Here is a 20,011-nt window from a genome sequence, read left to right on the forward strand (position 1 = left end):
CGGGCGGCGCGGCCGGGGCGGGCATGACGGAACCGGGTGCGGACGGGGGCGCGGCGACCGCGATCGGTGCGGGCACGGCCGGGGCGGTGTGGGCGCCGGGGGCACGATCGGTGCTGCTGCACCTGCCCGGGTCCGGGACCGACCTGCCCCTGACGCCCGCCGAGGACGGCTGGTGGCTGCCCGACGCCCCGCTCGCGCACGGCACCGACTACGCGTTCCGCCTCGACGACGGCCCGCCGCGACCCGACCCGCGCTCCCCCTGGCAGCCGGAGGGCGTGCACGGGCCGAGCCGGGTGTTCGACGCCGGACGGCACCCCTGGGGCGACGCCGGGTGGCCGGGCCGTGACGTGCGCGGGACGGTGGTCTACGAGCTGCACGTCGGCACCTTCACCCCCGAGGGCACCCTGGACGCCGCCGCCGCGCGGCTGCCGCACCTGGTCGACCTCGGCGTCGAGATGATCGAGCTGCTGCCGGTGGCGCCCTTCAACGGCCGGCACGGCTGGGGCTACGACGGGGTGAGCCTGTACGGGGTGCACGAGCCCTACGGCGGGCCTGCGGCGCTGCAACGCTTCGTCGACGCCGCGCACCACGCCGGGATCGCGGTCTGCCTGGACGTCGTGCACAACCACCTCGGCCCCTCCGGCAACTACCTCGGCGAGCTCGGCCCGTACTTCACCGATGCGCACCAGACGCCCTGGGGCGCGGCGATCAACCTGGACGGGCCCGGATCGACGCAGGTCCGCCGATGGATCGTGGACAGCGTGCTGCGCTGGGCGCGGGACTTCCACGTCGACGCCTTCCGGCTCGACGCCGTGCACGCCCTGGTGGACGACTCGCCGCGGCACCTGCTCGCGCAGCTGTCCGACGAGGTGGCGGCGCTGGCCGGATCGCTCGGACGGCCCGTGTCGCTGATCGCGGAGTCCGACCTCAACGACGTCGTGTCGATCACCCCGACCGCGCAGGGCGGCTGGGGCATGACCGCGCAGTGGGCCGACGACGTGCACCACGCGCTGCACGCCCTGCTCACCGGCGAGCGGCACGGCTACTACGTCGACTTCGGCTCCCCCGCCACCCTCGCCACCGCGATGACCGACGTCTTCGTGCACGCGGGTGGGTGGTCGACCTTCCGCGAGCGTCCCTGGGGCCGCCCGGTGCCGCCCGAGGTGGACGGTCACCGGTTCGTCGTCTTCGGCTCCGACCACGACCAGGTGGGCAACCGCGCGCTCGGCGACCGGCCCTCCGCGCGGCTGGGCCCCGACGCGCTGGCCGCCGAGGCGGCGCTGGTGCTGCTCGGCCCCGGCACGCCGATGCTGTTCATGGGCGAGGAGTGGGGCGCGCGCACCCCGTGGCTCTACGTCACCGACCACCCCGAGCCCGATCTCGCCGAGGCGGTGCGGCAGGGGCGGCGCGCCGAGTTCGGCAGCCACGGGTGGGCGGACCTCTACGGCGCGCAGGACGCGGACTTCGTCGTGCCCGACCCGCAGGACCCCGCCTCCTTCGCGGCCAGCGTCCTCGACTGGGCGGAGCGCGACCTGCCCGAGCACGCCCGGATGCTCGACTGGTACCGCCGGCTGATCGCCCTGCGCCGCGAGGTGCCCGACCTCGGCAGCGGCGACCGCGCAGCGACCCGGCTGACGTTCCCGGGTGCCGAGGCGGGCGCGGGCGCGGGGGGCGCGGGCGCGGGCGAGCCGTGGCGGGATTGGCTGGTGCTGCACCGGGGCGCCGCCCGGGTCGTGGTCAACCTCGCGGACCACGAGCAGTCCGTGCCCGTCGCGGGCGCCGGCAGGCTGACCGTCCGCGCGTCCTGGTCCACCTGCACCCTCACCCCCGAGTCCGCCGTCCTCCCCCCGGGCGGCACCGCGATCCTCGCCTGATCCCGCACCGCGCACGATCCGCGCCCTCCGCACACGCCGAGTTGTCATCTCTTGTCGCTTCGCGGCGTCCGGAAGCGACAAGAGATGACAACTCGGCGAGCGGAGCGGGCTCGGGCGAGCACGAGCGGGGCGCGAGGCGGACGCGCGGGCTCGGGCGCGCGGGCTCGGGCGCGCGGGCTCAGGCGATCAGGGTGCGGGCCTGGTCGGCGAGGGAGCCGAGGCGGGACAGCGCGCGGAAGTACTTCTTCCGGTACCCGCCGGCCAGCATCTCCGGCGAGAACAGCGCGCCCTCTCCCCCGCCGCCGAGCAGCACGGGCACGTCGCGGTCGTAGAGCCGGTCGACGAGCACCACGAATCGCAGGGCGACGTCCTGGTCGGGCACCGGGCCGACACCGGTGAGCCCGACCAGGGTCACCCCGTCCAGCAGGGCGCCGTAGCGCGAGGGGTGCACGGTCGCCAGGTGCGCGGCCAGCGCCCCGAAGTCGTCCAGGGTCGCGCCGGCGCGGCCCGCGGCAGCGGTCCGCACGGTCGACTCGTCCAGCCCGGCGGCGTCGGTGACGGTGCTGCGCTGGCGGTAGTCCTCCCCGTCGATCCGCAGCACCTCGAAGCGCGCGGACAGGTCCTGGATCTCCCGCAGGAAGTCGTCGGCGGCGAAGCGGCCCTCGCCGAGGGACTCGGGCAGCGTGTTGGAGGTCGCGGCGAGGGCGACGCCCCGGTCGGTCAGCTCGCGCAGCAGCCGGCTCATCAGCACCGTGTCGCCCGGGTCGTCCAGCTCGAACTCGTCGATGCAGACCAGGCGGCGCTGGGCCAGGGCGTCGACGGTCGGGCGGAACCCGAGGGCGCCGACCAGGTTGGTGTACTCGACGAAGGTGCCGTACGCGCTCGCCTCGGGGCCGACGGCAGCCGCGAGCGAGGCGAGCAGGTGGGTCTTGCCGACGCCGAAGCCGCCGTCCAGGTACACCGCCGGGGGTGCGGTCCGCCGACGCAGGCGGCCGAGCAGCCCGCCGCCGCGCGCCCCCGCGGTCAGCACCGCCGCGACCTCGCGCAGCCGGGCCACCGCGGCGGCCTGGCTGGGGTGCGCCGGGTCGGGACGGTAGGTGTCGAAGGACTCGTCGGCGAAGTGCCGGGGCGGGACCCGCTCGGCCAGCAGGCGGTCCGGGGCGACCTGCGGGCGCCGGTCGACCAGCCGCGCCGGGGTGGTCGCGGCGGCGGGGGCGTTGGCGGGCGACGGATCGGTCTGCGAGGCGTGCGAGGTCACGCGGCGATGCTAGGCACCCGCGCCGATCGGCGCGCCCCGACGCCCCGTCCCGGTCCCTCCGCACCAGCAGGCTCCGGCCCGGCCCGGTGCAGCGGGCGCGCGCCCCGCACCGCGCACCCTCGCGCATGACCCCGGCCCCGCGCGCCGCGCAACACGCCCCGACGAGCCGCACGCGCCGCAGTCCCGGCTACCCTCGCTCCCATGCCCCGCGAGCTCCCCGGCCTGGACGTCCTGCTGCCCCTCGACCGCGCCGGCGAGCACCTGGCCCCCGCGGCCGGCGAGCCCGCCCTGCACGACCTCTACGCCCACCCCGCACCCCGCCCCGGGCGCTCCTCGGCCGTCCGCGCCAACATGATCGCCACCGTCGACGGCTCCGCGCAGGGTCCGGACGGGCGCTCGCGCAGCATCAACGGGCCGGCGGACTGGCGGGCGTTCCGGGTGCAGCGCGCGGTGGCGGACGCCGTGCTGGTCGGCGCCGGCACCGCCCGCGCCGAGGGCTACACCCCGCTCAGCGTGCCGGCGGACCTGCGCGAGGCCCGCGCGGCCCGGGGTCAGCGGCCCGACCTGGCGCTGGCGGTCGTGACGCTGACCGGCGATCTCCCGGACGGCCTGCACGGCGCCGAGCGCCCGCCCCACGTGGTCACCGCGGCGTCCTGCCCGCGCCTGGCCGCGCTGCGCGCCGAGCTCGGCGCGGAGCACGTGATCGTGGCCGGCACCGAGACGGTCGATCTGGCGGCCGCGCTGGACGCGCTGGCGGAGCGCGGGCTGACCCGGGTGCTCGCCGAGGGCGGACCGCGCCTGCTGTCCGACCTGCTGCACGCGGGGCTGGTGGACGAGCTGTGCCTGAGCACCAGCCCGCTGGTGGTCGGCGGACCCGCGCTGCGCCCGGTGCACGGCGCGTCCTGGCTCGACCCGGTGCAGCGCGCGACGCCCGCGCACCTGCTGCACCACGCCGGCATGCTGCTCGGCCGGTGGACCCTCACCACCCCCGAGTCCTGACCCCCGGCCCGGGCAGCCCGAACGCGCCCCGGCCGATCGGGGCGCTGACCACGCCCTGCGCGGCTAGTCTCGGGTGGTGACCGACACCATCCTGGTCCTCACGGAGGACACCCTGGCCTCGGCGGACGTCCAGCACATCCTCTCGCTGCACGACGGCGAGACCCTGGCGTACCGCGTGCTCGTCCCCGCCGACACCGAGCGCAACGTGCTCGTCTCGCTGATCGACCAGCTGAGCCTGGGCGAGCTGCGCGGGGCGCTGGACACCGTGCTCGGCCGCGAGCCGCAGCCGGCGGAGGCCACCGCCGACGCCGCCGAGCAGCTCGCCGAGACGCTGGCGTCCTTCGCCGAGGCGGGCGTCACCGCCTCCGGCACGGTGGTGGACGACGACCCGCTGCCCGCCCTGCGCACCGCCGTCGCCGAGACCGGTGCCCGGGAGGTGGTCGTGGTGACCTACCCGCACGCGCTGGAGGACACCTTCCACCAGGACTGGGCGTCCCGGGCCCGCGAGGAGCTGCACGTGCCGGTGCTGCACCTGTACTCCGGCACCTCCGAGCTCGGCTGACGACCCACCCCGCACGCAGGACGGCCCGGATCCCCGCGCGGGGATCCGGGCCGTTCGTCGTCCAGAGCGGGCGAACGCTCAGAAGCCGGTGCCGGTGACCTCCGGGTAGTACCGGCGGAACTTGCGCACCTGGTTGAGCGCGGCGGCGAAGGCGTACCAGCGCCGGCGCGGTCCGGCGTCGCGGCGGTAGCGCAGCGGGTGCGCGACCTTGCCGGCCCGGATCAGCCCGCGCACGGTGCCGGCCAGCGCCGGGTCGAGCACGTACTTCAGCAGCAGCCGGTGCGGCAGGATCGAGTAGAGCACCTGCGTGTCCACGACCACCGGCTCGACGGCGTGGTCGAGCACCCGGTCCTCGACCAGGAACCGCGCCACGTTCGCCCCGGCGGCGGTGACGTAGTAGTTGTTCCGGCCGATCCGCGGGTTGACCTCGAAGAACCGGTAGGTCCCGTCGCGCGGGTCCACCTTGACGTCGAAGTTCGCGAAGCCGACGTAGCCGACGCCGCGCAGGAAGGTCCGCGCCTGGTCGAGCATCTCGTCCTCGCGGGTCACCACCATGGCGGCCGGGTTCCCCAGGCCGGAGGGGGTGTGCTCCTCGAGCAGCACGTGCGCGGAGCAGAGCAGGGTGATCTCGCCCCGGCTGTCCACGTAGGCGGTGATCGAGCGCATCTGCGTGTCGTCGCCGGGCACCATGTCCTGCACGACGAAGCGCCCGCGGAAGCCGGCGTCCTTCAGGGACACCCACAGCGCGTCGAGCTCGGCGGGGCTGCCGATCTCGAAGACCTTCTTCTTGCCCGGGAACACGACGTCCTGGTAGTCGGCGCTGCTGGCCGCCTTGGCGATCAGCGGGTACGGGAAGTCGACCGGCACGGGCGCCCACGCGGGGTCGTCGGCGTGGGCGAAATCCTGCACGACGGTGCCCGGCACGGCGATCCCGAGGTCGGCGGCGATCTCCGCGAAGGTGGCCTTGTCGGAGATCCGGTCGAGCAGGTCCTCGGACAGGAACGGCACCACGTAGTGCGGCTCGAGCTCCTCGCGGTGCTGCACGACGACGCGCACCAGCCAGTCGGAGTTCGCGAGCAGCACCAGGCGGTCACCGGGACGCTGCGCGGCGACCCGGAGCAGGCCGTCGACGAGCTGACGCGGGTCGTGCCCGTCGGCCACCAGCACGTTGTCCAGGATCGCCGAGTGCGCGACGGGCCCGAGGGCGGCGCCGCTCACCACGATCGAGCGGACGCCGTACTCCTCGTGGAACGCCCGGGCGAGGGCGTACACGCCGATGTCGGCGCCGAGCAGGACCGGCTGGAGCCGCTCCGTGCCCGGCGCCGCGGCGGGGGCGGTGCTCACGCGTCGTGCTCGGCGCGGTCGCCGGACCAGTCGGTGTGGAAGGTGCCGCCGGAGTCGGTGCGGCGGTAGGTGTGCGCGCCGAAGAAGTCGCGCTGCGCCTGGATCAGCGCCGCCGGCAGCCGCTCGGCCCGCACGCCGTCGTAGTACGCCAGCGAGGAGGAGAACGCCGGGGCCGGCACGCCCGCGAGGGCCGCCTGCGCCACCACGCGCCGCCAGGAGGCCACGCCGTTCGACACCGCGCCGGTGAAGTACTCGTCGGCGAGCAGCAGCGGCAGGTCCGCGTCGCGCTCGTAGGCCTCGGTGATCCGGTTGAGGAACCGCGCGCGGATGATGCAGCCGCCGCGCCAGATCCGGGCCATCGCGCCGCGGTCGATGTCCCAGCCGAACTCGGCGGAGGCCGCCGCGATCTGGTCGAAGCCCTGCGAGTACGCCACGACCTTGGAGGCGTAGAGCGCCAGGCGGACGTCCTCGATGAACGCGTCCCGGTCGGTCACGTCGAAGGCCGAGGTGTGCGCGGGCAGGGTGCCGACGGCGGCGGTGCGCTGCGGGACCGAGCCGGACAGCGCGCGGGCGAAGGTGGCCTCCGCGATGCCGGTGATCGGCACGCCGAGGTCCAGGCCGTTCTGCACGGTCCAGCGGCCGGTGCCCTTCTGCTCGGCCTGGTCCAGCACGATGTCGACGAACGCGGAGCCGGTCTCGGCGTCCACGTGGGCCAGCACGTCGGCGGTGATCTCGATCAGGAAGGACTCGAGGTCGCCCTCGTTCCACGTCTTGAAGATCTCCGCGATCTCCGCGGCGCTCGCGCCCAGGCCCTGCTTGAGCAGGTCGTAGGCCTCGGCGATCAGCTGCATGTCGGCGTACTCGATGCCGTTGTGCACCATCTTGACGAAGTGGCCGGCGCCGTCGGGGCCGACGTAGGTGCAGCACGGGGTGCCGTCGACCTTGGCGGAGATGTCCTCGAGGATCGGGCCGAGCACCGCGTAGGACTCGCGCGAGCCGCCGGGCATGATCGACGGGCCGAGCAGCGCGCCCTCCTCGCCGCCGGAGACGCCGGAGCCGACGAAGTGCAGGCCCTTCTCCTTGAGCGCGGCCTCGCGGCGGCGGGTGTCCGGGAAGTGCGCGTTGCCGGCGTCGATCACGATGTCGCCCTCGTCCAGCAGCGGCACCAGCTCGTCGATCACGGCGTCGGTCGCGGCGCCGGCCTTGACCATGACGATGATCTTGCGCGGGCGCTCCAGGGAGGCGACGAAGTCCTCGACGGACTCGGACGGCACGAAGGTGCCCTCGTCGCCGTGGTCGGCGACCAGCGAGGCGGTCTTGGCGTACGAGCGGTTGTGCACCGCGACGGTGTAGCCGTGCCGGGCGAGGTTGCGGGCGAGGTTGCGGCCCATGACCGCGAGGCCGGTCACGCCGATCTGGGCGGCGGGTGCGACGGACATGCGCAGGATGCTCCTTCGGGCGACAGATCTGCTGGGCTCGTGACGCGCGGGCGCGGGGGCACCCGGCCACGACGAGCCCCTTCACCCTAGTCCGCGCCACCGGCACCCGGCGTGCCGTGCCCACCCGCCGGTCCCGCGGGCCATACGCTCGCTGGCGTGAGCACCGGCCCCCGCGACGCGCCACCGGAGTTCCTGCGCGCCCTGCGGTCGCTGCGCGGGGTGACCCTCCGGCCGGAGGTCGTGCTGGAGGAGGCCCCGGGCCCGGCCCGGATCGCCCCGTACACCGCCGCCCTGGTGGCCGAGGTGCGCACCCGGCGCCGGGACGAGGACGCCGAGGAGCTGGCCTCCGGCCGGTTCGTCGTGCTGCACGACCCGGCGGGCCAGGAGGCGTGGGAGGGATCGTTCCGGCTGGTCACGCTGGTGCGCGCCACGCTGGAGCCCGAGGTCGGCCAGGACCCGCTGCTCGCGGAGGTGGCGTGGAGCTGGTTCTCCGACGCGCTGTCCGACGCCGGGCTGGACGCGCACGCCGCCGGCGGGACGGTGACCCGGGTGCTGTCGCAGAGCTTCGGCGCGCTGGGCGAGCGGCCCGAGCTGGTCGAGCTGGAGATGCGCGCCTCGTGGACCGCCCGCGACGAGGACCTGGCCCCGCACCTGCGGGCGTGGGGCGCGCTGCTGTGCACGATCGCGGGGCTGCCGCCGCTGCCCGAGGGCGTGGTCGCGATCGGGCCTCGGCGGTGACGGTCGTCACCTCCCGGGCATACCGCGTCGGATCGTCGCAGGTCCCGGACGCCAGGTCTCGGCGAGGTCACGATTTCACCCGTTCCGCTCAAGACAGACCGGGTCGCAGCCGATAGGTGGGGCAAGCATCAGTGAGTCGAGGGGGCAACGCAGTGAGCATCGATCCGGCACGACGTGGGCCCGGTCTGGCACCGGGCGCGCCTGCGGGTTCCCGCGCCACCACCCTGACCCCGCGCCGCCCCGGCACCGCCGCGCCCGACCCGCGCCGTCGCGGCCTGGGCCAGATGTGCGTCGTCGTCACCGAGCTCGCCGAGGGCGACAGCCAGACCCTGGTGCGCAACCTGCGGCGCCGGGGCTCCGGCCGGGTGATCCTGCTCGCCCGTCGTGCCAGCCGTCGTGAGCTGGTCACGCTGCTGACCGGCGGCCTGCGCGGCGCCGTCGCCACCGAGCCGAACGCCGGCACCGGGCAGTCGGTGTCCGCCGCCCCCGAGGCCGCCCCGGCACCGTTCTCCCGCAGCCGTCCCGACCTCACCTCCCGCGAGCTGAGCGTGCTGCGGCTGGTCGCGGACGGGTTCAGCAACCGCGCCATCGGCGAGGAGCTCGGCCTGTCGGCGCTCACGGTCAAGAGCCACCTGGCGCGGATCTCCCGCAAGCTCGGCACCGGCGACCGCGCGGCGCTGGTCGCGATCTCGATCCGCACCGGCCTGCTGCCCTGATCGCCCGGCCCCGCTCCGGGGCTGGGAACGCGCTGGACGGGCCCTGATCGGCCCTGCCTGACCGGCGCACGGGTCCGCACGGCCTACGGTTGATCCCATGAACGACGCACCGGCCGGTACCCCGGCCGACACCACCGGCGGCGGGGACGACGCCGACATCGACACCACACCCACGGTCGTCCCGCTGCTGGAGCCCGCCGAGGGCATCCCGCCGGTCACGGCCACCCCCGAGGCGCTGGCCCGGGTGGTCGAGGCCTTCGCGAACGGCACCGGCCCCGTCGCCGTGGACGCCGAACGCGCCTCCGGCTACCGCTACGGCCAGCACAACTACCTGGTGCAGCTGCGCCGCGAGGGCGCCGGCACCGCGCTGATCGACCCGGCCGCGCTGCCCGACCTCTCCGCGCTGTCCGAGGCGCTGGTCGGGGTGGAGTGGGTGCTGCACGCCGCCTCGCAGGACCTGTCCGCGCTCGCCGAGCAGGGCCTGCGCCCCTCGCGGGTGTTCGACACCGAGCTCGGCGCCCGGCTGCTCGGGCTGGAGCGGGTCGGCCTGGCGGCGGTCGTCGCCGAGCTGCTCGGCCTCGGGCTCGCCAAGGAGCACTCCGCCGTCGACTGGTCCACCCGCCCGCTGCCCGAGCAGTGGCTGCGCTACGCCGCCCTCGACGTCGAGGTGCTGGTCGAGCTGCGCGAGGTGCTGGCCGAGCGACTGGCCGTCGCCGGCAAGGCGCAGTGGGCGGCCGAGGAGTTCGAGGCCGTGCGCCTCGCCCCGCCGCCCGCTCCGCGCGTGGACCCGTGGCGGCGCGTCTCCGGCGTGCACGCCATCCGCGACCCGCGCCGGCTCGCCGTCGTCCGCGCGCTGTGGCAGACCCGGGACACCAACGCCCGCCAGCGGGACATCTCCCCGGGCCGGGTGCTGCCGGACGCCGCGATCATGGCGGCCGCACAGGCGCTCCCCCGCTCGGTGCCGCAGCTCGTCGCGCTGCCCGCGTTCTCCGGCAAGGGCACCCGCCGCCGCGCACCGCTGTGGCAGAGCGCGATCGACTCCGCCCTCGCGCTGCCCGAGGACCAGCTGCCGTCCAGCCGGGGCCCGCGCTCCGACGGTCCGCCGCCGCCGCGTGCCTGGGCCGATCGCGACCCGGCCGCCGCCGCCCGGCTCACCACCGCCCGCGAGGTGGTCGCCGCGCTGTCCGAGGAGCACACGGTGCCGATCGAGAACCTGCTCCAGCCGGACCTGCTGCGCCGGCTGTGCTGGTCGCCGCCGAGCCCGGCCGACGAGCAGTCCATCGCGGAGCGGCTGGCGGAGGGCGGTGCGCGGTCCTGGCAGATCGGACTGGTCGCGCCGCTGCTCGCCGAGGCGTTCGTGCGGGCCGCGCAGGACGCGCCGGCCTGATCGCGCGCGGGCGTCCACCCGGGGTGGGCGCGCCGGCGTCCCCCGGGCGGTCGCCCGGACCTGCGGCTAGGGTCGCGGTGATCCGTCGGACACCGCTGTCTGGAGGCCGCCGCATGACCCGTTCCCTCGCCGACCTGCCCACCGGTCTGACCGTCGAGCCGGACGACCACGTCGCCGTCGTGACGACCCGCGACCAGCCGCTGCCGGACGGCGGCACGCTGGCCGTGGTCACCCTGACCAGCGCGGACGGCCGTCGGCCGACCACCCTCGGCCTGCGCGGGCTGCTGGCCCTCCAGGACGTGCTGCTCACCGTGCAGGCGCGGGCACGGGCGGGCGAGATCGCCGCGGTGGCGGTCACCGGCCGGCCGGGGGCGTTCGTCGCCGGGGCGGACCTCACGCTGGCCCGGGCGCTGCGCGACCAGGTCGGCGCACGGGCGCTGGCGCGGCTCGGGCACGACACGCTGCGCCTGCTCGGCGAGATGCCGGTGCCCACGATCGCCTGGGTCGGCGGCTACGCCCTGGGCGGCGGGCTGGAGATCGCCCTGCACTGCGACCACCGCGTCGCCGCGGCCGGGGTGCGCGCGCTGGCGCTGCCGGAGGCGTCGCTCGGGATCGTGCCGGGCTGGGGCGGCTGCTGGCTGCTCCCCCGGCTGGTCGGCGTCGAGGCCGCGATCGACCTGACCGTGCTGCGCCCGCTCGCGAACAACCGGCAGACCTCCGCCGAGGAGGCGCTGCGGATCGGCCTGGTGGACGCGGTGCTGCCCGCGGAGGACTTCACCGACGCCGCGCTCGCCTGGACGGTCGACCTGCTGCGCGAGCGCCCGCCGGCGCGCGCTCCCCGCCCGGCCACCGAGGCCGACGCCGCGGCCGTCGAGCGTGCCGCCGGAGTGCTCGAGGCGCGGCTGCACGGCGCGGCGCCGTCCTACCCGCACACCCTCGACCTGATCGCCCGGGCCGGGCAGCGGGACCGCGAGGCCGGCTTCGCCGCCGAGGACGAGGCGCTGACCGAGCTGCTGGTGTCCGAGCAGGCGGCCGCCGCCATGTACGCGGCGGACCTGGTCGGGGGCGCGACCCGCGCGCACCGGACGGGTCCTGCGACCGGTGGCGCCGAGCCGCGACCGGTGCGGGAGGTCGGGGTGATCGGTGCCGGGCTGATGGCCGCGCAGCTCGGCGTGCTGCTCGCGTCCCGGCTGGACGTGCCGGTGCGGCTGCGCGAGGTGGACGAGGAGCGCGCCGAGGCCGGTCGCGGACGGGTGCGCGCCCTGGTCGAGGCGCAGGTGCGGCGCGGACGCCTCGCCGAGGACGCCGCCGCAGCGCTGCTGGACCGGATCCGGGTCGGCACCGACCTGCACGACCTCGCCGGGGCGGACCTGGTGATCGAGGCCGTGACCGAGGTGCTGGACGTCAAGCGCGCGGTCTTCGCCGAGGTGGAGGCGCTGGTCGACCCCGGCACGGTCCTGGCGACCAACACCTCCGCGCTGTCGGTCTCCGCGATGGCCGACGGGCTCGCGCACCCGGAGCGGGTGGTCGGCCTGCACTTCTTCAACCCGGTGGCGCAGATGCCGCTGGTCGAGGTGGTCGCCACCGCGTCGTCCTCCGCCGAGGCGCTGGCCACCGGTGTGGACGTGGCCGCCCGTGCGGGCAAGACCGTCGTGCGCACCACCGACCGGCCCGGCTTCGTGGTGAACCGGGTGCTGCTGCGGATGCTCGCCGAGGTGCTGGGCGCGGTGGAGGACGGCACCCCGGTCACCGTCGCGGACCGTGCGCTGCGCCCGCTCGGCCTGCCCATGAGCCCTTTCGCGCTGCTCGACCTGGTGGGGCTCGGCGTGGCGCAGCACGTGCTCGGCACCCTGCACGACGGTCTGGGCGAACGCTTCCGGCTGTCACCCGGGCTGGAGCGGCTGGTGCGCGAGGGGCGGTCGGTCGCCCACCCCGGCCCCGGCGGGCTGCCGGAGGTGGACCCTGCCATCCAGGAGGCCTTCGACGACCCGGTGACCGGGGCGCCGGTGCCGGACGCCGACGACGTGCTCGCGCGGGTGGCGACCGGGCTCGCGCAGGAGATCGGCGGGCTGCTGGACGAGGGCGTGGTCGCCGACGCGACGCAGGTCGACCTGGCGATGATCCTCGGCGCCGGGTGGCCGCCGCACCTCGGCGGGATCTGCCCCTGGCTGGACCGCGAGGGCTGGTCGGAGCACGTGCTGGGCCGTCGGCTGCTGCCGCCCGGGCTGGCGGTGCGCGCGGGGGCGTGAAGCCGCGCGCCGGGTCGTGAGGCCGCGCCGCGATCCCGGGACGGCAGTGCCCCGGGGACAGCAGAGGGCGCCGGGCGCGGCCCCCGCCGCACTCCCGACGCCCCTCGCGCCCACGGCCCCGGGGTGATCGACCCCGGTGACCGGGTCGATCAGAAGACGGTCAGACCCCGGTCACGGAACTGCTGGCGCACCCGCGCGACGAGCTCCTGGCTCGGCGGCTCGGTGTCCTCCAGCTCGTAGTCCATGCCCAGGCTGGCCCACTTGTCCCGGCCCATCTGGTGGAACGGCAGCACCTCGACGCGGCTCACCGTCGACAGCGTCGCCACGTAGTCCGCGACGGCGTCCACGTTCTCCACGGCGTCGGTCAGCCCGGGCACCAGCACGAAGCGCACCCAGATCTCGGTGCCGGAGTCGGCGACCCGGCGGCCGAAGTCGAGCGTCGGCTGGAGCTCGCGTCCGGTGGCCTTCTTGTAGGTCTCGGGGATGCCGGACTTCACGTCCAGCAGCACCAGGTCGAGGTCCGCCAGCATCTCGTCCGAGCAGTGCGCGCCCAGGTAGCCGGAGGTGTCGATCGCGGTGTGCACGCCGAGCTCCTTGGCACCGCGCAGCACGCGGGCCACGAACGCCGGCTGCATCAGCGGCTCGCCGCCGGAGATCGTCAGCCCGCCGCCGGTCACCTCGAACACCGCCTTGTAGCGGCCGATCCGGCGCAGCAGCTCCTCGGCGAGCACCGGCTCGCCGCGACGCATCTCCATGGTGTCGGGGTTGTGGCAGTACAGGCAGCGCAGCGGGCAGCCGGCGAGGAAGGTCGTCAGGCGGGTGCCCGGGCCGTCCACGGCGGTGACCAGCTCCCAGGAGTGCAGGGAGCCGAGCTCGCCGGCGCGCATCTGCGCGAACTTCTCGCTGCGCTCGGCGGCGCTGACCTCGAGGCCCGCGGTGCCGGCGGAGGAGCGCTGGTTCGAGCCGCCGACCAGCGGGACGCCGAGCTCGATGACCGGGGCGCCGACCTGATCGCCGATGCCGCACGTGGTGCTGGTCATGTCCGTCTCCTCGCTGTGCCGATGGTGCTGGGTGGTGCCGGTGGTGCCGGGTGGTGCGTGATGCAGGACGGGCGCCCGCCGGGAACGATCCCCCGGCGGACGCCCGCGCCCGTCAGGTGGCGTCAGAGCGCGCCGTGGAACGTCCGGGAGAGCACGTCGAGCTGCTGCTCACGCGTCAGGCGGACGAAGTTCACCGCGTAGCCGGACACCCGGATGGTGAGCTGCGGGTAGTTCTCGGGGTGCTCCATGGCGTCCTCGAGGGTCTCCCGGTTCAGGACGTTGACGTTCAGGTGGTACCCGGAGGACACGTTGTACGCGTCCATCAGGCCCACCAGGTTCGTCACCTGCTCGTCCTTGGTGCGGCCGAGGCCCGAGGGCACGACGGTCGAGGTGAGCGAGATGCCGTCCATCGCCTCGGAGTACGGCAGCTTCGCGACCGACATCGCGGAGGCGAGCATGCCGTGCGAGTCGCGCCCGTTCATCGGGTTGGCGCCCGGGGCGAACGGCTCGCCGCCACGACGGCCGTCGGGGGTGTTGCCCGTGGCCTTGCCGTAGACGACGTTCGAGGTGATCGTCAGCACCGACTGCGTGTGCAGCGCGTTGCGGTACGTCTTGTGCTTGCGGATCTTCTCCATGAAGGCCTTGGTGATGCCCACGGCGATGTCGTCCGCACGGTCGTCGTCGTTGCCGTACTTCGGGAAGTCGCCCTCGATCACGTAGTCCGTGACCAGGCCGTCCTCGTCGCGGACCGGCGTGACCTTCGCGTACTTGATCGCCGACAGCGAGTCCGCCACGACCGACAGGCCGGCGATGCCGCAGGCCATGGTGCGCAGGATGGTGCGGTCGTGCAGCGCCATCTCGAGCCGCTCGTAGGCGTACTTGTCGTGCATGAAGTGCACGCAGTTCAGCGCGTCGACGTAGGTCTCGGCCAGCCAGTCGAGCAGCTTGTCGTACTTCGCGGCCACGTCCTCGTAGTCCAGGACGTCGCCGGCGACCGGCGCGGACACCGGGGCGACCTGCTTGCCGGAGACCTCGTCGCGGCCACCGTTGATCGCGTAGAGCAGCGCCTTGGCGATGTTCACGCGGGCACCGAAGAACTGCATCTGCTTGCCGACCCGCATCGGGGACACGCAGCAGGCGATCGCCGCGTCGTCGCCCCAGGAGGTGCGGATCAGGTCGTCGGACTCGTACTGGATCGCCGAGGTGTCGATCGAGACCTGGGCGCAGAACTTCTTGAAGCCCTCCGGCAGGCGGTTGCTCCACAGCACGGTCAGGTTCGGCTCGGGGGCCGGGCCGACGTTGTAGAGCGTCTGCAGCAGGCGGAACGAGTTCTTGGTGACCAGCGGACGGCCGTCCTCGCCGATGCCGCCGATGGACTCGGTGACCCAGGTCGGGTCGCCCGAGAACAGGTTGTCGTACTCGGTGGTCCGCAGGAAGCGGACGATGCGCAGCTTGATGACGAAGTCGTCGATCAGCTCCTGCGCGAACTCCTCGGTGATGGTGCCGGCGTCGAGGTCACGCTGGATGTACACGTCGAGGAAGGTCGAGGTGCGGCCCAGCGACATCGCCGCGCCGTTCTGCTCCTTGACCGCGCCGAGGAAGGCGAAGTACAGCCACTGCACGGCCTCGCGGGCGTTGGTGGCCGGCTTGGAGATGTCGTAGCCGTAGGCCGCGGCCATCCGCTTGAGCTCCTGCAGGGCGCGGATCTGCTCCGCGTTCTCCTCGCGGTCACGGATGACGTCCTCGATCGAGGGCTCCATGTCGAGCTCGTGGCGCTCGAGGCGCTTGGCCTCGATCAGCGCGTCGATCCCGTAGAGGGCCACGCGGCGGTAGTCGCCGATGATCCGGCCACGGCCGTAGGCGTCCGGCAGGCCGGTGATGATGTGCGAGGAGCGGGCCGCGCGGACGTTCGGGGGGTACACGTCGAAGACACCGTCGTTGTGCGTCTTGCGGTACGTGGTGAAGATCTTGGCGACCTCGGGGTCGACGTCGTAGCCGTAGGTCTCGAGCGACTTCTCGACCATGCGCCACCCGCCGTTGGGGAACATGGCGCGCTTGAGCGGGGCGTCGGTCTGCAGGCCGACGATCAGCTCGTTGGCCTCGTCGATGTAGCCCGCGCCGTGCGACGTGATCGTCGACGGGGTGTGGTTGTCGATGTCGTAGACGCCCTTGGCGCGCTCCTCGGGGAACATCGCGCTGAGCTTGGCCCAGATGCCGGTGGTGCGCTCGGTGGCGCCGGCGAGGAAGGACGAGTCGCCGGTGTAGGGCGTGTAGTTGCGCTGGATGAAGTCGCGCACGTCGATCCCGTCGCACCAGGGTCCGGTGACGAACGAGCTCCAGGCACCCGCGGTGGCGTCGGTGCCGGTCTGAGGTACTGCGGTGGTGGACATCTGCTGCTCCTCGGTGAGGTCCGTGTACTAGTGACGCTATTCACGAGGTCATGGGATGTCTTGGGACCTCGGTCCCAATCGCAGGTCAGGGCGACGTGACGGCCCTCACGTCGGGTCGGATGGACCGGTTCACCTCGCGCGCGCGAGAGGTGCGGGCGAGGAGACACGCCGTGCGCGGGGGGCGGTTGCGGAAAACGCACAGATCGTCCGGAGCCGCCGCCCGAGCCGCCTAGCGTGCCGACATCAGTCACGACGCAGCGACGGCGAGGAGGCCGTGGATGTCCGGACGGGTCAGGGTCGAGGTCGACGAGATCGAGGAGGCGGGCGCCCTCGCGCGCCGGGCACGCGGGCACCTGGAGGACGCACCACCCGCCGCACCCGCCCCGGTCGGGCACGACCGGCTGGACCACGCCCTCGCGCACTTCGGCACCCGCTGGGACCGCGGGGCGTCGATCCTGGGCAGGGACGTGGACGAGTGCGAGGCGCGGCTGGTCGGCTCCGCGCGCGCCTACCGCGAGGCCGACGAGCACCTCGCCACCCTCGCCCACCGGGTCGCCGAGCACCTGGACCCGGCCGGTGCCACGGGACCGCCCCGGTGACCGCCACCCTCGCGCGTACCCACGACGCCCGCGTGCTCGTCCCCGGCGACACCGCCACGGCGCGCGACCTCGCCCATCGGCTGGACCAGCAGGGCGACTCCTACGAGGTGACCGGCCACCTCCTGCGGCAGATCGACACCGCGGGTGCCTGGCAGGGCACTGCCGCCGAGCGCTCCCGCGCCACGATCGGCGCGCTCCCCCGCCGGTTCACCACCGCCGCCGACGCCCACCGGCGGGCGGCCACCGCGCTCACCGCCTACGCCGACGCGGAGGACGGCGCCCGGATCACGGCCGCCAGTGCGGTGACCCTCTGGCAGCGGGGCGAGCGGCAGACCGCCACTGCCGGATCCCCCTCCCCGCGCGGGCCCTCCCTGGTCGGCGCCGCCTGGGCGCCCACGGCGTCGGCCCCGACCGGCGATCCCGGGGCGGCCGCCCGCGCCGAGGCCGTCGCCCTGCTCACCGCTGCCCAGGTCTCCGCCGACGAGGCGGGCGACCGGGCCGCCGACCTCGTCACCGAGGCGGCCGATGCGGCGCCCGAGGACGACTCCTTCTGGGACCGGGTCGGCGGGATCTGGTCCGACGTCTGGCACGGCGCCGCGGACGTCGGGGCGGAGGTCGGCAACGCGATCATGTCCTTCGGCAACGCGCTGCTCCAGAACCCCGACATCGTGCTCGAGATGCTCGCCGGCGCCGCGATGATGTCCGCCGGCAGCACCCTGATGGCCGGCGGGGTCGCCCTCGACGCCACCGGGGTCGGCGCCGTCGCCGGGGTGCCCGCCAGCGTGCTCGGCGTCGGGCTGATCGCCGCCGGCGGCGGGACGATGGTCCACGGCGGGCTGCGCGCGGCGAACGAGGCCTCCGGCGAGTCGCGCGTCGACACCTTCCACGGGCCTGCGCGGGGCGAGGGTGGTGGGGGCGGCTGGCGCAGCCCGGATGCCGCGCCGGAGGCGCCGCCGACGCAGGTGACGGGGTACACCGATCACGGCATCGAGCGGACCGTGGAGCGGGAGATCGGGCGGTGGAAGGTCGAGGACGCCGTCGACAACCCTCCCGAGCTTCCGCAGTGGCAACCCCGTCAGCAGACCTGGAAGTTTGAGAAGGGAGATCTGACAGTGATCGTCAACGAGTTCGGTGAGGTCGTCAGCGCATGGATCAAGTAGGAGGTCGACCGATGCTCTTCGACGCGCTCGGTCCGGAATGGGTGGCACGCCTCTACGCGATCCTCGACCGCCGCGAACCCAAGGTGCTCGGACTCATCCGGTCCGGCACACCGCTGTCCGTGACCGAGCGCAAGCGGGTGACCAACGCCGTCGAGGATGAGGCGCTCGATCTCATGGGGACCGACCTGCGCATGACGATCGAGTCCGAAGAGCTGCGCCCGCTGATCTCCGCGCTCGGCCGGGTCGCTCCGTTCGACCGGACCCAGCTGCCCGGGTACGGCACCTGGGACCGCTCGCAGCCGATCAACCACGACGACCCCCTCGGCGACGGCGGCGCCGCGGCCGGGTACGGACCTCGCCCCGGGACCTCCGGTCGGATTCCCGAGGACGAGATGCCCACGCTCCACCTCGTCCCGGACGACTACCGCATCCTCCCGGACCCGTCCGTCGCCATCCTCGGCCCCCGCCGCCCCGACGAGCCCCAGATGCGCAGCTACCCGCTCGAACGCCCCGACGACACCCCGGACGGAGCGACTCCGTGAGCGAGCGGATCCTGCTCGACGCCGACGGACTCGCCGACCTCGCCCACGCCATGCACGGCACCCAGGCCGCGATGGCCCGCACCCTGCTCGACCTGGAGCACCGCCTGACCCCGCTGGGCGAGGCGTGGACCGGTGACGCCTCCCGCGCCTACGCGGAGGCCCGGCTGCGGTGGCGGCGTTCGATGGTCGCGATGGTGACGGTGCTCGCGGCGGCGACCCGGCTGGTGGAGCACGCCGAGGAGGTGCGGGAGCGCACCGAGCAGGGCGTCGCCGGGCAGTGGCCGGGCTGAGCGGCGGGCGTCGTCGCTGGTCACGGGCCTGAGGTCCCCTGTCGCCGGACGAACGACGTCCTAGCGTGCGGGGATGGACGACGCAGCCCCGAGCCCCGCAGCCCCGCGACGACGACGCGCTGTCCTGGCCGGCGGGGTCGTCGCCCTGCTGGTCGCCGGTGGCGTGGTCGGGACGCGCCTGATCCGCGACGACGACCCGGGCAGCAGCACCGCCGGCGCCTCCCCGACGGCCACCCGACCCTCGGCGACGACGCCGATCGGGCTGGACGTGGTGCTGGACCGGGCCGAGGCGGTGACCGACCTGGACCTGGCGGCGCAGGCGGTGCGCGAGCGGCACCCGGCGTGCGTGGACGCGTGCCCAGCGGGGTTCGAGCGGGTGCTGCGCGTTGAGCGCGACGGCCTGCCCGCGACGCCGACGACGCTGGACGTGCGGCAGGCGGTCGCCCGCACCCTGGCGGCCCTGGGCGACGCGCACACGGCCGCCGTCCCACCGTCGCCGAGCGCGCAGATCGACGTGGACCTGGTCCGGGTGGGCGACGGGTACCGCTGCGCCGCCGACCCGTGCGCCGACCGGGAGGTCGTGGCGGTGGACGGCACCCCGGTCGCCACGCTGCGCGAGCGCAACCGCGCGCTGGTGCCGCACGAGCGGGCGCAGCTGCCGGACCGGCTGCTCGCCCGGTCGCTCACCCTGCGCGAGGACCTGCGGATGCTCGGCCTCGACCCGGGTCGCACGGTGACGCTGACTCTCGCAGACCGCGGCACCGTGGACGTCGGCACGGGTCCCGTCCGGTGGCCCGAGGCCCCGCCCGCGGTGGCCTGGCAGGTCGATCCCAGCGGCACGGCCGCCGTGCTCACCCTGGGTTCGTGCGTGGTGGACGACGCGTTCCAGCAAGCACTGACCGCGATGTTCGCCGAGGTGCAGGCCCGCGACCTCCGCGCGGTGGTGATCGACGTGCGCGGCAACGGCGGCGGCGACTCGCAGGTCGCTGATGAGATCGCACGGCACCTGGCGGTGGACACGTTCCGGGTGTTCAGCCGGGCGGACGTGCGCGAGGGCGAGCAGATCCGGACCTACCTCGCCGAGCCGGAGCCGGTGGAGCACGTCACGGGTCCGCTGTTCGACGGCGAGATCGTGGTGCTCACCGACGGCGGCACGTTCAGCTCCGCGATCAACCTGGCGGCGGCGTTCCAGGACCAGGGCCTGGCCCGCGTGGTCGGCGAGACGCCGGACGGGATGCCCTCCGCCTACGGCGACCTCGTGACGGCCCGGCTCCCGCGCACCGGCATCGAGGTCACGGTGTCGACCAAGAAGTTCGTCCGGGTCGACGCCACCGCCGAGGCCGACCCGCTGGTGCCGGACGTGGAGGTGCCGGGCGACCAGGCGCTCGACGCCGCGATCACGCTGCTCTCGGGCGGCGCGTAGA

At 74.7% G+C, this 20,011-nt stretch carries 17 protein-coding genes; 12 read left to right on the forward strand and 5 right to left on the reverse strand.

Translation table 11 applies throughout. The features are described 5' to 3' along the window. The first annotated feature begins 23 nt into the window (after positions 1–23). Positions 24–1,874, forward strand: a complete 1,851-nt coding sequence (treZ, locus tag ACZ5HG_RS11325; RefSeq protein ID WP_464182144.1) for a malto-oligosyltrehalose trehalohydrolase — start codon at positions 24–26, stop codon at positions 1,872–1,874. Between the two features lie 178 nt (positions 1,875–2,052). Here treZ and zapE read toward each other — a convergent pair whose 3' ends face one another. Continuing rightward, on the reverse strand, positions 2,053–3,132 hold the full coding sequence (gene zapE / locus ACZ5HG_RS11330; RefSeq protein ID WP_464176259.1) for a cell division protein ZapE: 1,080 nt from the start codon (positions 3,130–3,132) through the stop codon (positions 2,053–2,055). Between the two features lie 201 nt (positions 3,133–3,333). Between zapE and ACZ5HG_RS11335 the strand changes: the two genes are divergently transcribed. Beyond that, positions 3,334–4,131 (forward strand): dihydrofolate reductase family protein, encoded by a 798-nt coding sequence (locus ACZ5HG_RS11335; protein WP_464176261.1) that lies wholly within the window; start codon positions 3,334–3,336, stop codon positions 4,129–4,131. Between the two features lie 76 nt (positions 4,132–4,207). Continuing rightward, positions 4,208–4,693: a hypothetical protein gene (locus ACZ5HG_RS11340; protein WP_464176263.1), complete on the forward strand. Its 486-nt coding sequence runs from the start codon at positions 4,208–4,210 to the stop codon at positions 4,691–4,693. 78 nt (positions 4,694–4,771) lie between these two features. Here the strand turns inward: ACZ5HG_RS11340 and ACZ5HG_RS11345 are convergent, their stop codons facing one another. Together ACZ5HG_RS11345 and gndA are read right to left on the reverse strand one after the other, a co-directional pair. Further along, complete coding sequence (locus tag ACZ5HG_RS11345) at positions 4,772–6,037, reverse strand: carboxylate--amine ligase (protein ID WP_464176265.1); 1,266 nt, start codon at positions 6,035–6,037, stop codon at positions 4,772–4,774. Next, positions 6,034–7,476, reverse strand: a complete 1,443-nt coding sequence (gene gndA / locus ACZ5HG_RS11350; protein WP_464176267.1) for an NADP-dependent phosphogluconate dehydrogenase — start codon at positions 7,474–7,476, stop codon at positions 6,034–6,036. The genes ACZ5HG_RS11345 and gndA overlap by 4 nt, the downstream gene beginning before the upstream one ends. Positions 7,477–7,632: 156 nt before the next feature. Between gndA and ACZ5HG_RS11355 the strand changes: the two genes are divergently transcribed. The 4 genes from ACZ5HG_RS11355 to ACZ5HG_RS11370 all read left to right on the forward strand — a co-directional run bounded on the left by ACZ5HG_RS11355 (position 7,633) and on the right by ACZ5HG_RS11370 (position 12,566). After that, positions 7,633–8,214: a DUF3000 domain-containing protein gene (locus ACZ5HG_RS11355; protein ID WP_464176270.1), complete on the forward strand. Its 582-nt coding sequence runs from the start codon at positions 7,633–7,635 to the stop codon at positions 8,212–8,214. A 152-nt stretch (positions 8,215–8,366) separates the two neighbouring features. Next, positions 8,367–8,930, forward strand: a complete 564-nt coding sequence (locus ACZ5HG_RS11360; RefSeq protein WP_464176272.1) for a helix-turn-helix transcriptional regulator — start codon at positions 8,367–8,369, stop codon at positions 8,928–8,930. A gap of 97 nt (positions 8,931–9,027) precedes the next feature. Next, positions 9,028–10,317 carry an HRDC domain-containing protein gene (locus ACZ5HG_RS11365; protein WP_464176274.1) on the forward strand — a complete coding sequence of 430 codons (1,290 nt, stop codon included), beginning with the start codon at positions 9,028–9,030 and terminating at the stop codon, positions 10,315–10,317. A gap of 113 nt (positions 10,318–10,430) precedes the next feature. Beyond that, entirely contained in the window at positions 10,431–12,566 is a 2,136-nt protein-coding gene (locus tag ACZ5HG_RS11370; protein WP_464176276.1) for a 3-hydroxyacyl-CoA dehydrogenase NAD-binding domain-containing protein, read from the forward strand. A gap of 149 nt (positions 12,567–12,715) precedes the next feature. Here the strand turns inward: ACZ5HG_RS11370 and pflA are convergent, their stop codons facing one another. After that, positions 12,716–13,606, reverse strand: a complete 891-nt coding sequence (gene pflA / locus ACZ5HG_RS11375) for a pyruvate formate-lyase-activating protein (protein WP_464176278.1) — start codon at positions 13,604–13,606, stop codon at positions 12,716–12,718. Positions 13,607–13,728: 122 nt separating this feature from the next. Further along, positions 13,729–15,996, reverse strand: coding sequence for a formate C-acetyltransferase (gene pflB / locus ACZ5HG_RS11380; RefSeq protein WP_464176280.1), 2,268 nt, complete (start codon positions 15,994–15,996; stop codon positions 13,729–13,731). Between the two features lie 278 nt (positions 15,997–16,274). Here pflB and ACZ5HG_RS11385 point away from each other — a divergent pair, with 278 nt between their 5' ends. From ACZ5HG_RS11385 to ACZ5HG_RS11405, 5 genes are all read left to right on the forward strand, one after another. After that, positions 16,275–16,595: a hypothetical protein gene (locus ACZ5HG_RS11385; RefSeq protein ID WP_464176282.1), complete on the forward strand. Its 321-nt coding sequence runs from the start codon at positions 16,275–16,277 to the stop codon at positions 16,593–16,595. Continuing rightward, on the forward strand, positions 16,592–17,755 hold the full coding sequence (locus ACZ5HG_RS11390; RefSeq protein ID WP_464176284.1) for a putative T7SS-secreted protein: 1,164 nt from the start codon (positions 16,592–16,594) through the stop codon (positions 17,753–17,755). The genes ACZ5HG_RS11385 and ACZ5HG_RS11390 overlap by 4 nt, the downstream gene beginning before the upstream one ends. 11 nt (positions 17,756–17,766) lie before the next feature. Continuing rightward, positions 17,767–18,297 carry a hypothetical protein gene (locus tag ACZ5HG_RS11395; RefSeq protein WP_464176286.1) on the forward strand — a complete coding sequence of 177 codons (531 nt, stop codon included), beginning with the start codon at positions 17,767–17,769 and terminating at the stop codon, positions 18,295–18,297. After that, complete coding sequence (locus ACZ5HG_RS11400; RefSeq protein ID WP_464176288.1) at positions 18,294–18,587, forward strand: WXG100 family type VII secretion target; 294 nt, start codon at positions 18,294–18,296, stop codon at positions 18,585–18,587. Before ACZ5HG_RS11395 ends, ACZ5HG_RS11400 begins: the two co-directional genes overlap by 4 nt. A 73-nt stretch (positions 18,588–18,660) precedes the next feature. Then, complete coding sequence (locus ACZ5HG_RS11405) at positions 18,661–20,010, forward strand: S41 family peptidase (RefSeq protein ID WP_464176290.1); 1,350 nt, start codon at positions 18,661–18,663, stop codon at positions 20,008–20,010. Position 20,011: the final 1 nt, after the last annotated feature.

Source organism: Cellulomonas sp. GTC20042 (assembly GCF_055389595.1).